General features: G+C 66.9%; 12 protein-coding genes. 4 read left to right on the top strand and 8 right to left on the bottom strand.

Annotated features, from left to right (window positions below):
* Nucleotides 1–174: 174 nt before the first annotated feature.
* Nucleotides 175–1227: a hypothetical protein gene (locus tag ACIBCJ_RS05260; RefSeq protein ID WP_365980911.1), complete on the bottom strand. Its 1053-nt coding sequence runs from the start codon at nucleotides 1225–1227 to the stop codon at nucleotides 175–177.
* Nucleotides 1228–1747: 520 nt separating this feature from the next.
* Entirely contained in the window at nucleotides 1748–2623 is an 876-nt protein-coding gene (locus ACIBCJ_RS05255; protein ID WP_365981089.1) for an SDR family NAD(P)-dependent oxidoreductase, read from the bottom strand.
* A 208-nt stretch (nucleotides 2624–2831) separates the two neighbouring features.
* Here ACIBCJ_RS05255 and ACIBCJ_RS05250 point away from each other — a divergent pair, with 208 nt between their 5' ends.
* A complete protein-coding gene (locus tag ACIBCJ_RS05250) occupies nucleotides 2832–3761 on the top strand; it encodes an AraC family transcriptional regulator (RefSeq protein WP_365980912.1) in 930 nt (309 codons plus the stop codon).
* Here ACIBCJ_RS05250 and ACIBCJ_RS05245 read toward each other — a convergent pair.
* Together ACIBCJ_RS05245 and ACIBCJ_RS05240 are read right to left on the bottom strand one after the other, a co-directional pair.
* Nucleotides 3750–4961 carry a PP2C family protein-serine/threonine phosphatase gene (locus ACIBCJ_RS05245; RefSeq protein ID WP_365980913.1) on the bottom strand — a complete coding sequence of 404 codons (1212 nt, stop codon included), beginning with the start codon at nucleotides 4959–4961 and terminating at the stop codon, nucleotides 3750–3752. The two genes, ACIBCJ_RS05250 and ACIBCJ_RS05245, sit on opposite strands and share 12 nt — an antisense overlap.
* Before the next feature lies 1 nt (nucleotide 4962).
* Nucleotides 4963–5343 (bottom strand): N-acetyltransferase, encoded by a 381-nt coding sequence (locus ACIBCJ_RS05240; RefSeq protein WP_365980914.1) that lies wholly within the window; start codon nucleotides 5341–5343, stop codon nucleotides 4963–4965.
* Nucleotides 5344–5753: 410 nt separating this feature from the next.
* Between ACIBCJ_RS05240 and ACIBCJ_RS05235 the strand changes: the two genes are divergently transcribed.
* Nucleotides 5754–6503, top strand: coding sequence for a sigma-70 family RNA polymerase sigma factor (locus ACIBCJ_RS05235; protein ID WP_365980915.1), 750 nt, complete (start codon nucleotides 5754–5756; stop codon nucleotides 6501–6503).
* Between the two features lie 90 nt (nucleotides 6504–6593).
* Here the strand turns inward: ACIBCJ_RS05235 and ACIBCJ_RS05230 are convergent, their stop codons facing one another.
* Nucleotides 6594–7466, bottom strand: coding sequence for an RNA polymerase subunit sigma (locus ACIBCJ_RS05230; RefSeq protein WP_365980916.1), 873 nt, complete (start codon nucleotides 7464–7466; stop codon nucleotides 6594–6596).
* 691 nt (nucleotides 7467–8157) lie between these two features.
* On the opposite strand from ACIBCJ_RS05230, the gene ACIBCJ_RS05225 reads away from it, so the two are divergent.
* On the top strand, nucleotides 8158–8373 hold the full coding sequence (locus ACIBCJ_RS05225) for a hypothetical protein (RefSeq protein ID WP_365980917.1): 216 nt from the start codon (nucleotides 8158–8160) through the stop codon (nucleotides 8371–8373).
* Nucleotides 8374–8650: 277 nt separating this feature from the next.
* On the opposite strand, the gene ACIBCJ_RS05220 is transcribed toward ACIBCJ_RS05225, so the two are convergent.
* Both ACIBCJ_RS05220 and ACIBCJ_RS05215 read right to left on the bottom strand, forming a co-directional pair.
* Nucleotides 8651–9316, bottom strand: coding sequence for a nitroreductase (locus tag ACIBCJ_RS05220; protein WP_365980918.1), 666 nt, complete (start codon nucleotides 9314–9316; stop codon nucleotides 8651–8653).
* A 182-nt stretch (nucleotides 9317–9498) separates the two neighbouring features.
* The gene (locus tag ACIBCJ_RS05215) at nucleotides 9499–10707 is read right to left on the bottom strand and encodes an NAD(P)/FAD-dependent oxidoreductase (protein WP_393530164.1); all 1209 of its coding nucleotides are present in this window, start codon (nucleotides 10705–10707) and stop codon (nucleotides 9499–9501) included.
* A gap of 195 nt (nucleotides 10708–10902) precedes the next feature.
* On the opposite strand from ACIBCJ_RS05215, the gene ACIBCJ_RS05210 reads away from it, so the two are divergent.
* Nucleotides 10903–11370, top strand: coding sequence for an Rrf2 family transcriptional regulator (locus ACIBCJ_RS05210; protein WP_365980920.1), 468 nt, complete (start codon nucleotides 10903–10905; stop codon nucleotides 11368–11370).
* A 35-nt stretch (nucleotides 11371–11405) separates the two neighbouring features.
* On the opposite strand, the gene ACIBCJ_RS05205 is transcribed toward ACIBCJ_RS05210, so the two are convergent.
* Complete coding sequence (locus ACIBCJ_RS05205) at nucleotides 11406–12140, bottom strand: alpha/beta hydrolase (protein WP_365980921.1); 735 nt, start codon at nucleotides 12138–12140, stop codon at nucleotides 11406–11408.
* Nucleotides 12141–12316 lie beyond the last annotated feature (176 nt).

The following is a 12316-nucleotide window of genomic DNA, read 5'->3' as shown; positions in this document are numbered from 1 at the left end:
GTGAGGCTCCGTGCGGTGCTGGGGAGCTGACAGCGCGGCCGCGTCCTCTCGTTCTCGCCAGAAGGCGATTGAGGTCGTCTGCGCCCGCGTCCGTCAAGGCTCACGTCCTCGTAGTCGGGCGGCTGCTTTGCTACGCGCTCCGTCCGGCTGCCTGAAGTCGGTCCCCTGGCCCCATCACCACTGCGGAGCCGGGGGCTTGGGCATGGCCGCGAAGTCGTAGACCTCCTTCCACAGGACGCCGTTCTGTCCCCCGCCCGTGCCGTTGATGACGTAGTAGAGATAGGTTCCGGCGATCACGGCCAGCGGGGTCTTGCCGTACGTGTTGGCGAAGGAGTTCTCTTCGTAGTACCCGCTCCACCCACCGTCCCGCGAAATGATGTAGCTGCCGATCGTGTTGTCGCGGTCCTCGGTCAGGCTGATCACGCCGTAGCCGTTGCGGGAAAGCGCGACGGACGGACCGCTTCTGGTGTAGCCGGAGGTGCCCGAGGCGTACACCTTGAACGGGTTCGTCCACGTGGATGTCCCGTACCTCTGCCGCGACATGTAGATGTTGTTGTCGGTGCCGGTGAAGGCCAGCACGATCTGGTTCCAGGGTGCGGGGTCGTTTCCGGTGTCCACCTGGGCGGCCAGCGCCGGCGCGTCCTTGCTCAGCGCACCCGGAATCACGCGGGGCGAGGTGTAGGTGGCGGCCTCACCGTTGTAGTACGTCGTCCAGATGGCGTCGTTGGACTGGCTGTTCCAAGCGAGCATGAACGAGTTGTTGGGCAGCGCGGCCGCCCCCACGGGCAGGGTGGCGCTTGTTCGGGTGTCGTTGGGGATCTTGGTCGGGTCGGGCAGGTCGCCGGGCAGCTGGTAGCTCGAGTCGAGCTGGACGCGGTGCTGGTAGACGTGGCCTTCCGTACCGGTGTGGAAGACTCTGAAGTTCCCGCGGCCCCCGTCGTCGGTCCAGATCACCTTCGGCGGTGTCCAGGTCTGCGCGAACGTGCCGGCCCCCGCGGGCAGCCGGTAGGAGGGGCCGTTGTTCAACGCAATGTAGATGTAGTCGTTGCTGGCGCCGCGCCAGGCGTGCAGGATGTTGCCGCGCTCGTCGCGTGCCTCGCCCGGGGTGGACCTACTGGTGATCGCCCCGCCCCCATAGGTCACCGGCTTCCAGTCGCTGCCTTCGCCGGGAAACCCCCAGACCGCGGCCGAAGGGCCGTCGGCCGCGACCGAGGCTTCACCGGCCATAGCGGGCACAGCCGCTCCCGGGACCGCGGCGGACGCGGCTACGAGCGCCACTGCCGCCAACCGGAACCTCATCGATGTGTTGCGCACTCTTCCTCCGTAGGGCCTCGCGAACATGGATGGCCACCGCAGATCACAGCTGCTTGCGTGCCACGAGTGCCGAGAACGGTGCCGAGCCCACGGCGGCGAGGCGGCCGCAGGCATCAGCACCTCCGTGACCTACCGGTCAGGGAAGTCACTCACTCACGCATCAGCGTCTGCTGCCCCCGTTGCCACGACGGTTGCTGATGGTCCGTCACAGTGTTGACAATGTAGGCATGTCGGTTGTGACGTGGTAGTCATCACATGGCCCCTTACCGGGGCTTGCGAGCCCCTCAGGGCGTGTCGGCCCTGGCAGGCTGGAGAGCCCGTCAGGCGGGGTCGAACCTGTCTGACGGGGGCAACGCCCTCCTCAGACGACCTCTACGGTTCGGTGCGGGACGGGCATGCGCCGGCCGGTCGGCGAGGACCGGCCCGTGCCTGGTCACTGACCGATGGTCTCGCTGGCGTATTCCCACAAACGGTCCGCGGCCTGCGGGTCGAGAGCATGGGGGGCTACACCGCCCACGTGCTGCTCGTCGTCGGTGGCGACCGTTTCCGCCTGCTGATTGTCTTCGAAGTAGCGCCCGGTGACACCGTTGACCAGGGGTGACCCGGCCAGCAGCGCGGAGGTCGCGGCGCCCTGGGCGGGTGTTTTGTAGTAGGGCTGCTCGATGATGTTCCCGTCGTCGTCCATCGCACCCAGGGCCTTCATGGTCTCGTCATCGATGTGACGCTGGAGGTTGGTGCTGATCCAGCCGGGGTTGAGTGCGTTGGCGGTAATGCCGTCGGCGGCCCACCGGCGTGCGCCCACGGTGAACAGGACATCGGCGGTCTTGGACTGCGCGTAGGCCGCCCAGCGGTCGTACGGCCGACGTACGAAGTGCGGGTCCTCGAAGTCGAACGCCGCGTTGCGGTGCGCGCCTGAGCTTACGACGACGATGCGGGCGGCGCCGGCCGCGCGCAGGTTGGTGTGCAGTCCCAGGGCGAGTGCGAAGTGGCCGAGATAGTTGGTCGCCAGCTGGAGTTCCCAGCCCTCGGCGGTCACGTGCCGTTGCGGGAGGGCCATGATGCCGGCGTTGGCCACGAGGACATCGAGCGGCCCCTGCCATCCCCGGGTGAAGGCGGCCACCGAGGAGAGGTCTGCGAGGTCGAGCGCCTCCGCCCGCACCGCGCCCGGCCCGGGCATGGCGGCGAAGTCCCGGACGAGGGGTTCGGCCGTCGCGGGATCGCGGGTGGCGACGGTGACCTCCGCACCGGCGGCGGCCAGGGCCCGGACCGTCTCGACACCGATTCCGGAAGCACCGCCGGTGACGATCATGCGCCGGCCGGCCAGGTCTACTCCGTCGAGGACCTCGGTGGCGGTGGCGTGGGAATGGAAGGGAGTGGTGAGGCGAGTCGCGTGGTTCACGATCGGTTCTTTTCTGTTGGGCGGGCAATGCTCACGCAACCAAGATACGAAGACACTTTCGGAGTCTCTATAATGAACAGTCCAGAAAACTTGCTCAACCATCCAGAACGGAGTGTTGATGGATCCGCTGGAAGACGTCCTCTCACTTCTCGACACGCGAAGCCACCTGTCGTCGAGCCTGGTGGCCGGCGGCAGGTGGGCGGTGCACTTCGAGGCTCCGGATGGCGTGAAGTTCAACGCAGTCCGCCGCGGTTCCTGCCGCCTCGACGTGGAGGGCGCCGGTGAGCCGGTTCAGCTGGCCGAGGGAGATTGCTACCTTCTCACTCAGGCGCGCGCGTTCACGCTGTCGAGCGACGCCGAGGCGGTGCCGGTGGATGCTGGCCAGGTGTTTGCGGCCGCCGAGAACGGCGTCGCGCGTACCGGAGAGGGGGAGGACGTCCTCCTCGTCGGTGGTCGTTTCTCGTTCGGTGACCGGGCGCATGCTCTCCTGCTCGACACGCTTCCCCCGGTCATCCACATACCGGCCGGCTCCGAGGAAGCCGGCACCCTCCAGTGGGCGCTCGGACAGATCGACCAGGAGCTGCGGCAGCGCCCCATGGCGTCGACGCTGGTGGCACAGCATCTTGCGGTTGTCATGCTCGTCCACGTACTGCGCCTGTACTTCGCCCGCGCGCCGCAGGCCTTGTCCGGTTGGCCGGCCGGGCTCGCGGACCCGGTCGTGGCCACGGCTCTGACGTCGATGCACACCGCGCCCGGCCATCCCTGGACCGTTGCAGAGTTGGCGCGGACAGGCGCGGTCTCCCGTTCGACCCTGGCGGCGCGGTTCAAGGACACGGTCGGCCAAGGGCCACTGGACTACCTCACTCATTGGCGCATCGAACTGGCTTCCAAGCGCCTGCGCGGGGGTACCGACACACTGGCCGCGATCGCGCGAGCCGTCGGTTACGGATCGGAGAGCGCTCTCAGCTCCGCTTTCAGACGGGTCACCGGCATCTCGCCGCGCGCGTACCGCAACGAGCACAGGTCAGCCCGGCTGTCAGGACAGTGAGGGGTTCTGGTTCCATCCCAGGTGGAGGACGGCCACGTCGTCGACCAGCCCTCCGTACGGTGCCGCCATCGACGTGGCGCAGGCCACCAGCGCGTCGACGAATTCCTGTGAGCCCAGGTGGGCGTGCCGGGTGGCGAGTCGAAGGAGGCCCTCCTCGCCGAGCCTCGCGGAGCGTTCGGTCCTTCCTTCGAAGAGGCCATCGGTGAACAGGACGACGCTGTCGTGCGGCGCGAGTTCCATCTCAGTCACCGACCAGTCCCCCAGCCCCGGGAAGAGCCCCAGGGCCATCCCGGTCCGGGGCGGTTCGACCCATCGGACTTGTCCTGACCGCCGGTGGAGCATACCGGGATGCCCTGCGTTGACCACGGTGGCCGACGTTGCTTCGGGCGGGAACACGAGCGAAACAACCGTTGCGTACGTGTCGTCGTCCGACCGTTCTGCGGTCAGGATCCTTTCGAGGACTTCCAACTGTGCGAGCTGCGTCGTTCCGCACAGGACGGCCGTCCGCCAGGCGACCCGCAGCTGCACGGCCAGGGCTGCCTCCGCGGGTCCGTGCCCGGAAACGTCGCCCAGAATGACGTGGACCCTCGAGTCCTCCGTCTGGACCACGTCGTAGAAGTCGCCGCTGAGGAGAGCGTGGGACCGGCCCGGCTCGTAGCGTGAGACCGCAGTGAAGCCGTCGTCCCGAAGCGTCGGCGCGGGCAGCAGACCGCGCTCCAGCGAGATGCTGTCATAGGAAAGAACCGAGCCGGTCTCCACTCGGAACCGCTCCATGTGCTGTCGCTCCATCGCCAGCCGGACGGTCTGGCCGAGTGTCCTGCGGTCGGCACGTGCCGGGTCCGGGCGGCCGGGGCCTGGTCTCCAGACCGCAGCAGGCGGCATGGCCGATACGGCGTCGTGGGCGACGACCACCACCGGAACGTCTGAGGCGAGTTGCCGAACCCTGGCGGCGACCTCTGCCGGCTTTACTCCTGAGTGGGAGCGGCCCACGAGCACGCACATCGGCGCACGGCGCAGGGCCAGGAGAGGCGCCGCCTCGGCAGTCGTTCTGCACCAGATCCAGACATCGGCGAGCTCGCTCGGCAGCATGCGCCGGACAGCGGACGCCTCTACCTCGTCCTCCGAAATCAGGAGCAGGGTGGAGCCGAGTCCACGAGGGCCGGGGAACCTCACGTCGCCGACTGAGAACACGCTCCTCATATCAAGGCTTCCGCGGTCGGACTGCGGTGGCGATGTCGCGGGTCCTCGCCCAGACAGTCGTCACGCCGAGCTCCTGGACACAGCGCACCGGCACCGCTGCGTGGCGCAGAATGGCCGGTATCCGCGGGTCGCCCGACAGGACCAGGCCGTAGAGCTCGCGCAGGTCGGCACGTATGGCGTCCCTGCCAAGACGGTGCAGCAACTGGGTACCGAACCCGCTGTTCTGCCAGGCGTCCTCCACGAGGAGTGCCGCCTCAGCGTGGTCCCCATCCGGCATCAGGTGCGCCATGGCGATGAAACGGCTGGAGGTGTCCCGCACGGCCAGATGGACCGAACCCGGGCGGCCCAACAGTGTGTGCAGGTACAAGCTGGGATCCCTCATGGGCCGGTGGTAGCGGCGCCACAAGGTGTATGTGGAGCACCTGGTGTGCATGGAGGCAGCTCGCTCTACATCAGCGACCCCAATACGGACTATCCGGGCACTATCTCTCATTCCTGTATCTCCAAAGGGCCGGTTTCCAGCCGGTACGTCCCGGCCAGCCTCAAGACCGAATCACGGTTGAAGTTGTGACATCGAAGCGGTCACCCCGGCGACATGTCAGGAATCTTGTGGGTCAAACCTGTCACAGAACCCCACGCTGGCAGGTCAATGAAGCGGAAGCGGTCATCACAACCGTGGCGTTCAGTGGCAGACCCCCATCTATCCCACCTTTCGGCAGAGCACCGACCGAGGTGTCTGCGTGTGCTCACACCGCTGAGCGGCAGCACTCGGAGGAACGGAGACAGCAGGACATGCACCTCGAGACGTCCCCTGCGGACAGCACCTTGGACGAGGCCGTTTCTGTCTTCGTGGAGCTCCGTCCGCGGCTCTTCGGCATCGCGTACCGCGTGCTCGGCAGTGTGGTCGAAGCCGAGGACGTGGTACAGGAAGTCTGGCTACGGTGGCAGAAGACCGACCGTTCAGCGGTCAACAGTCCGGTAGCGTTCCTGTCCAGCACCACGACCCGGCTGGCCCTCAACGTGGCGCAGTCGGCCCGGGTCCGCCGGGAAAGCTACATCGGTCCGTGGCTGCCCGAACCCGTCGACACGAGCAACGATCTCGAACTGGGTGCGGAACGTGAGGAAGACCTGGCGATCGCACTGCTCCTGGTACTGCAGAAGCTGACGCCCGTGGAACGGGCTGCTTACGTCCTGCGTGAGGCGTTCGACTACGCATACGCCGACATCGCAGAGATCCTCCAGGTGAGCCTGGTCAACGTCCGGAAGATCGTGAGCAGAGCCCGCAAGCATCTTTGTGCGGATCAGCAGGCGACCGTCGGAGCGGAGGAGCACCGGCAGCTCCTCGACGCCTTCCTGTCGGCGGCCCGGACAGGAAACACCGCCCGGCTGGAGGCCGTTCTCATACCTGAGGCCGTCAGGACGTCCGAGGGCGGCGGCAGATCCCGCGCTGCCGGTAGGCGCGCCCGCAGCAGCCTGAGTCCGAACGGAGCTGCCGGGTTCGCCGGCTCGTGTTCCCACCCCGTGCCAGCCGCCACAGTCTGAGACACGTGCACGGCCACGCGGGCGGAGCAGTCGGACCGCCCGCCGGGAGGAAATCCGTCGGGCGGTCGAGCCACTGGCAACGCGTGCGGTTCACGGGTTTGCAGTAGAGGGCTGGTTCCAGGAACGGAGCTTGTCGGGGTTGAGGACGACCCATACCTGTACGACTCGGTGAGCAGCGATGTCAAGACTGATGACGGCGACCACTTGTTGGTCGTAGCGCATCACGAGACCGGTCCGTCCGTTGACCGACTGGGACCGTAGGGTTGTACGTGAGCCAGAGTCCAGCAACCCCAGGAGGCAGCGGGCGACCCGCTCCGTGCCGTGTACCGGCTTGATCATTGCCCGGATCTTGCCACCGCCGTCGAAGAACGCCGTTACATCGGGCGCCATCAGTGACGCCAGGAGCACCTCGTCCTGCGTCACACAAGCCCGGCGTATCCTAACGGCCACTGCGTCGTGTTCCGCGGCGGTCGTGGGCCGCGCACGGCGGGCACGCAGACTGTCCCGAGCCCGCAGGGTCAGTTCGGCAACCTCGGGCTCCGACTGCCCCACGACGTCGGCAACTGTGCCCGGTTCCATACCGAAGACGCCGTTGAGCACGAACGCCGCCCGCTCTTGCGGGGAGAGGGAGTCCAGCGCATTGAGCAGTACCTCACTGATCTCCTCCTCCAGTGCGCTCGGCTCCGCGGTCCCGGCCGTCCGGCCGCCTCCCGCAGAGGCCGAGCGCTCCGGCATGGCCAACCGTGCCAGGCAGATGCCGCCGGCCGCCTTCGCCAGCCATGCTCGCGGAGCGACGATGCCCGCCCGCTCGGCATCGGACAGCTGGTACCACTGCCGGTAGGTCTCGTCGATCACGCTCTCGGCCGCACTACTGCTGCCCAGCATCCAGTACGCGACATCCAGCAGGTGCTTCCGCTCATCGAGCAACTCGGAAATCGGCACCGCATCATCGGAATGGTCCATGCGGCTTCCCTCCTCTCGCCCCGGCATCGCGTCACACGGCCCGAGCGGCAGTCATTCATACGGTCTGGTTCAAATGCGCTGCGGTCTACAGAGTTCCCCCTAGGCACGACGGCAGCATGCATTGTCTCCTCCATCCGACATTCGGAATTGCCAGAGTGCCATCGCTCCAGTGAGGAAACTCGTCACAGGATGGGTTCACGTCGCACTCGCCTCCTCTGTCGGCTCGACAGCTAGACCGGGCGGACGGAGATGTTGTGACATCGCTGTTCCGGCGCGGGGTGAGCCTGCCTTACACCTCTTCGTCGCCCCGGGCTCATGAGCTTGCGCAGCTCTGTGCTATTCCTCGGGCCGGTGCCGTAGCCGCTCCGCTCGACATCCGATCCCCTGGCCGAGGCCGGTCACCAGCCAGGGTCTCCTCCTGCGAGCCAGCACGGGCTGAAGCTGATCGCGGACCTCACGCGGGACGGCGCCCACCTCGGCCGCCACGAACCATGCCTTGCCTTGGCGCGCTCCGGCGGCCTCCACTCCCAGCCGGCTGAGTGAGGGCAAGAGCGCTGCTCCACCGGCTGGCTGCAGCCTGCCGGTCGTCGCTTCGGCGGAATCTGTCACAGATCCCACGGCTGCCCTGTCAGTTCCTCGGTGGTGTGCGTGGCGCCTACGCGCACCTGTTCAGCGAGGAAGGGAAACAGACATGTCAACGGCACGCGATCACGGCGATGTCTACGCAGACCCGGCTGGCGCCAGCGTCTCCCTGGCCGCCGAGGCTGCCCTGCTCGAGGCCCGCCTGGGCATGCTGAGCGACGCCCTCCACGAGGTGGATACGCGTATCAGGGTGGTAAAGGACAGCCTGCACAAACTGCGTCATTCGGCTCCCGGTGCGGACGGTAGGGAGCGCATGCATTCGTAGTGCATCACTCGTCTCGTGCCTGCCGGTACCGCAGGCACAAGCCTGTACTCAGCCTGCTGTGCAGCAGGATGGCATTTCCGGGTTTCCGGACTCGCAGCAACAGCTCCGATGCCTGGGCGGAACGCGGCGGGGAAGCCATAGGTGAGCGGAAGACATCGCCGCCTCGCACCGCCAGGCGTACGACGCCGGACTCACCATCGGTCGAGGTCCGACCGCGGTGGTTCAAGCACTGGGCCGTCCTCAGCATTCCGCCCAGGTCACGGGCTCCGCGCGCAGGTCACGAGCCGACGAAGGAGACCGTCTCTTCAAGCCGCGCCCGGCCCGTACGTGGGTGGCTGATCGTCAGGTCCTCGTATCCGATGGACATTCCGCAGAAGAGGAGGAGGTCGTCCGGAGGCGAAAGGATCTCCGCGACGGACGTGCGGTACTTCGCCCACGCCATCTGCGCACAACTGTGCAGCCCTTCGGCGCGCAGCAGCAGCATGACGGTCTGCAGGAACATCCCGACGTCGGACCACTGGGCAGGTCCGAGATCGCGGTCGATGTAGCAGAACAGGGCGACAGGGGCACCAAAGCACTCCCAGTTCGCGGTGGCGGCCCTCTGGCGGGCCTCCCAGTCCTCGCGCGCGATCCCGAGTGAGCCGTAGCGCTGGGCGCCGAACTCGGAGCGCCGCTCACGATACGGGGACTTCAGGGTGGCCGGATACTGCACGTACTCCGGCTCGTCCCACGGTTCGCCTGCGGCTATGCGCTCGCGCACGTGCTTCTTCAGTTCGGACAAGGGCTCGCCTGTCATCACATAGGCGTGCCATGGCTGGAGGTTCGACGCGGACGGCGTCCAGGCGGCGGCGGACACGACGCGCTGGAGTGCCTCCCTCGGAACTTCACGGTCGGTGAAACCGCGTACTGCTCGTCGGCTGGTGACCGCTTCATAGACGTCCAAGATCGCCTACTCCCTACATTGTTGGCAAACCGAGGTCCTCACGGCACGGGCGACCGTACCAGCCGAAGACACTGTGCGTGTACTTACCACCAAGGTATTCACACTATTTGAGCCATCATGCAGAAGGCCCCCTCCGGACGCGTGAACGGCGCCTGAAGGGGGCTCTGAAACCTTGCTGGTGGTCAGCCCTTGGAGAAGCGGCCCGCCTGGGCAAGGATCAGTTCACGGTCGTCGACCGGCGGATAGATCCACAGTGTGTTGATGTTCTCCTTGAGCGTCTTCGCCTCGGGGCCGGTCGCCACCACCTGGCGGTCCCAGCCGGCCGTGGTCAGGGCGCCGGCAGGGCCGAGGTCCAGACAGTTGGAGTAGGGGTCCGGGGTGAACGGAATCAGAGTGCTGCCGAGCAGTTCGGCCACGACGTTGTGTCCCGCGTACTTCCCCATCGGCAGGGCATGCTGGCAGCTCTGGACCGTGCTTCGGCCCTCGTCTGCCGGGCCGCGTGCCGTGTCGCCGGCGGCGTAGACGTCGTCGACGCCGGTGACCCGCAGGTACTCGTCCACGGTCAGCCGGCCCCACCGGTCACGCTCGCCGGGGATCTGCGACGTAAGCGGGCTGGCAGCCATGCCCGCCGTCCATACGACGGTCGCTGCCGGGATCACTTCACCGTCCGACAGTGTGACGCCCTCCGTCGTGACCGATGCCACGGTCCGCCCCAGTCGCCGTTCGATCTTCAGCTCGTCGATGACGCTGTCAATCTGCGGACGGGGACCGGGACCGAGCTCAGGACCGACGACGTCGGCCCGGTCGACGAGCACGACGCGGACGCCCTCCGCAGGATCGCTCTGGGTGTCGGAGACGGTACGCAGGCGCTCGACCAGGGCGGTGGCGATCTCCAGACCGGTGAACCCGGCTCCGACCACGACGGCCGTGTACTGGCCCGGTGAGGAGGTGCGTTCGGGCAACCGCCGCAGATGGGCATCGAGCCGTGCCGCCGCGGGCAGGGTGTCGACGTCGAAGACCTCTTGAGAGCCGGGGAAGTCGGGACGTACCAGCTGACTGCCGCTGGCCAGAACGAGCCGTTCGTATGGCAGGTCGAGGTTCTCACCCGTCCGGTCGATGGCTCGGACGGTGTGCGCTTCCGTGTCTATGCCGGTCACCGTCGCCGCCACCCGGCGCACACCGATCGGACCGAGGACGCGGTCCAGCGGCACGCGCATCGTCTCCGGAGCGTCCTCGTACAGACGGGGACGGACGACGAGGTCGTCACCACCGTTCACCAGCGTCACCCGCACTTGCTCACCGGCCTCACCGGCCTCGCGGGCGGCTCGCACGGCGCCCGCTGCGCTCCACACGCCGGCGAAGCCTCCGCCGATGATCACGATGTCCTTCATATACGTCTCCCTCAAGAACCGAGTGATGAACAGCACGCTGGGCGCCCGACGATGAACCGGGTCGCTGGTCGAAGTGGCGATCGCCTGACCGGACGCAATTTCTGGATAGTAGATATCCAGGATCTTCAACGTCAAGATTTCTGTGCTGCGCCGCCGGTGGAACGCTCTGAAACCCGGACATGTAGTGTCCGTAATATGCGAATGGCCAAAGGGGTCGAGTGGGCCCTGCACACGCTTCTCAACCTGGACATGATCGGCGGGGGGCCCGCAGGCAGCGCGCAACTCGCTGCAGCGCACGACCTTTCCGCCTCTTACCTCAACAAGCAGTTGCAGCAGTTGACGCGTGCCGGACTTCTGAGCTCCGTCCCGGGGCCACGGGGAGGCTTCAGGCTGGCCAAACCGCTCGAGGACATCACGTTGCTCGACGTGGTGGAAGCCATCGAGGGCACGGCGCGTGCCTTCAACTGTGCCGAGATCCGGTCCTGCGGACGGATCGGCGCACTGTCACCGCCGCCCACGGGAACATGCGCTGTGAACGCGGCGATGCGGCGCGCTGAGCAGGCGTGGCACCAGGCCCTGGCCGCCCAGACCCTCGCCGAGATCAGAGCCGAACTGGTCAGCATCCCGCAGACCCGTCACGTCGTCCGGTCCGCCTTCGGCTGAGCCGCACCCTCCGGTCCGGTGCACGGCCGCATGACTCAAGCGCGGACGGACGCATCCCAGTGCGCTTCCAGAGCCGCCGCCACCTCGGCCGGCCGCTGGAGCACGGTCCAGTGGTTGCAGTCCAGTTCGATGACCTTGGTCGCATGCAGAGCGTCACCCAGCTTCCGGCCGAACTCGACCTGGCACGCTGGATCGAGCGCACCCCAGAACACCATGCACGGCGCCGACACCTGGGAGAGTCCAGGTTCCCACTCCGCCCCCACAGTCAGGGCGGAACGGTAGAGCTTGAGGATGCTGTCCTTCATCGGGGCATCGACCCGGACAGCTGTCCTGGCCGCCGGTCCGGCGGGCACGTCGAAGCCTTCCGTCAGATCGCGTGCGAAGGACGCTGCCTCCAGTCGATCCATGTATCGACCGCCTTCAACCGGGTCCTGCCAGATCCTGGCGAGCGGATGCCAGACGTACTCGGAGCTGACGGGGCCGTTCCCTCCGGCCCAGGTGCGGACCAGATCCGGCCGCACCGAGGCCACACGGGCGGTGAGAATGCATCCCCAGTCGTGGCCGACCAGGTCGACCGGCTCACCGATTCGCTCCAGCCGCTCGACGAGCCAGTCGACGTACTCCTCCTTGCTGGAGCCGAATCCGGCCGGTCTCGGCGCGCCGAAGCCGGGCAGGTCCCATGCCTCGACATCACTCCGGGACAAATACTGACGAACGGGGTCCCACAGATGGTGGGTGTCGGGTACGCCATGGATGAGAACTGCGGGCATGGGGACGAGTTCCTTCGTGGAGGAAGAACCACGGAAGCATCATGCAACCATGTGGCGGAGCGTCGCACTTGACCGTACAGCGAGAGGCAACACTTTGTCACACTGTGATGTAAGTGGGTGGCGGCCTTGAACCATGGTCCGACGTCACATGGATCAGGGCGTCCGGTGCAGCAACC

It is taken from the genome of Streptomyces sp. NPDC051136, assembly GCF_044455745.1.
Classification (GTDB): Bacteria; Actinomycetota; Actinomycetes; order Streptomycetales; family Streptomycetaceae; genus Streptomyces.
The sequence above is the reverse complement of the archived record's forward strand: the minus strand, read 5'-3'. Positions and strand labels throughout refer to the sequence as shown.

Excerpts from the sequence above, each read along its gene's own strand:
- ACIBCJ_RS05230 (WP_365980916.1), bottom strand. The coding sequence starts at position 7,466 with ATGGACCATTCCGATGATGCGGTGCCGATTTCCGAGTTGCTCGATGAG.
- ACIBCJ_RS05240 (WP_365980914.1), bottom strand. The coding sequence starts at position 5,343 with ATGAGGGATCCCAGCTTGTACCTGCACACACTGTTGGGCCGCCCGGGT.
- ACIBCJ_RS05255 (WP_365981089.1), bottom strand. The coding sequence starts at position 2,623 with ATGATCGTCACCGGCGGTGCTTCCGGAATCGGTGTCGAGACGGTCCGG.
- ACIBCJ_RS05250 (WP_365980912.1), top strand. The coding sequence starts at position 2,832 with ATGGATCCGCTGGAAGACGTCCTCTCACTTCTCGACACGCGAAGCCAC.
- ACIBCJ_RS05225 (WP_365980917.1), top strand. The coding sequence starts at position 8,158 with ATGTCAACGGCACGCGATCACGGCGATGTCTACGCAGACCCGGCTGGC.
- ACIBCJ_RS05245 (WP_365980913.1), bottom strand. The coding sequence starts at position 4,961 with ATGAGGAGCGTGTTCTCAGTCGGCGACGTGAGGTTCCCCGGCCCTCGT.
- ACIBCJ_RS05215 (WP_393530164.1), bottom strand. The coding sequence starts at position 10,707 with ATGAAGGACATCGTGATCATCGGCGGAGGCTTCGCCGGCGTGTGGAGC.
- ACIBCJ_RS05205 (WP_365980921.1), bottom strand. The coding sequence starts at position 12,140 with ATGCCCGCAGTTCTCATCCATGGCGTACCCGACACCCACCATCTGTGG.
- ACIBCJ_RS05210 (WP_365980920.1), top strand. The coding sequence starts at position 10,903 with ATGCGAATGGCCAAAGGGGTCGAGTGGGCCCTGCACACGCTTCTCAAC.
- ACIBCJ_RS05235 (WP_365980915.1), top strand. The coding sequence starts at position 5,754 with ATGCACCTCGAGACGTCCCCTGCGGACAGCACCTTGGACGAGGCCGTT.
- ACIBCJ_RS05260 (WP_365980911.1), bottom strand. The coding sequence starts at position 1,227 with ATGGCCGGTGAAGCCTCGGTCGCGGCCGACGGCCCTTCGGCCGCGGTC.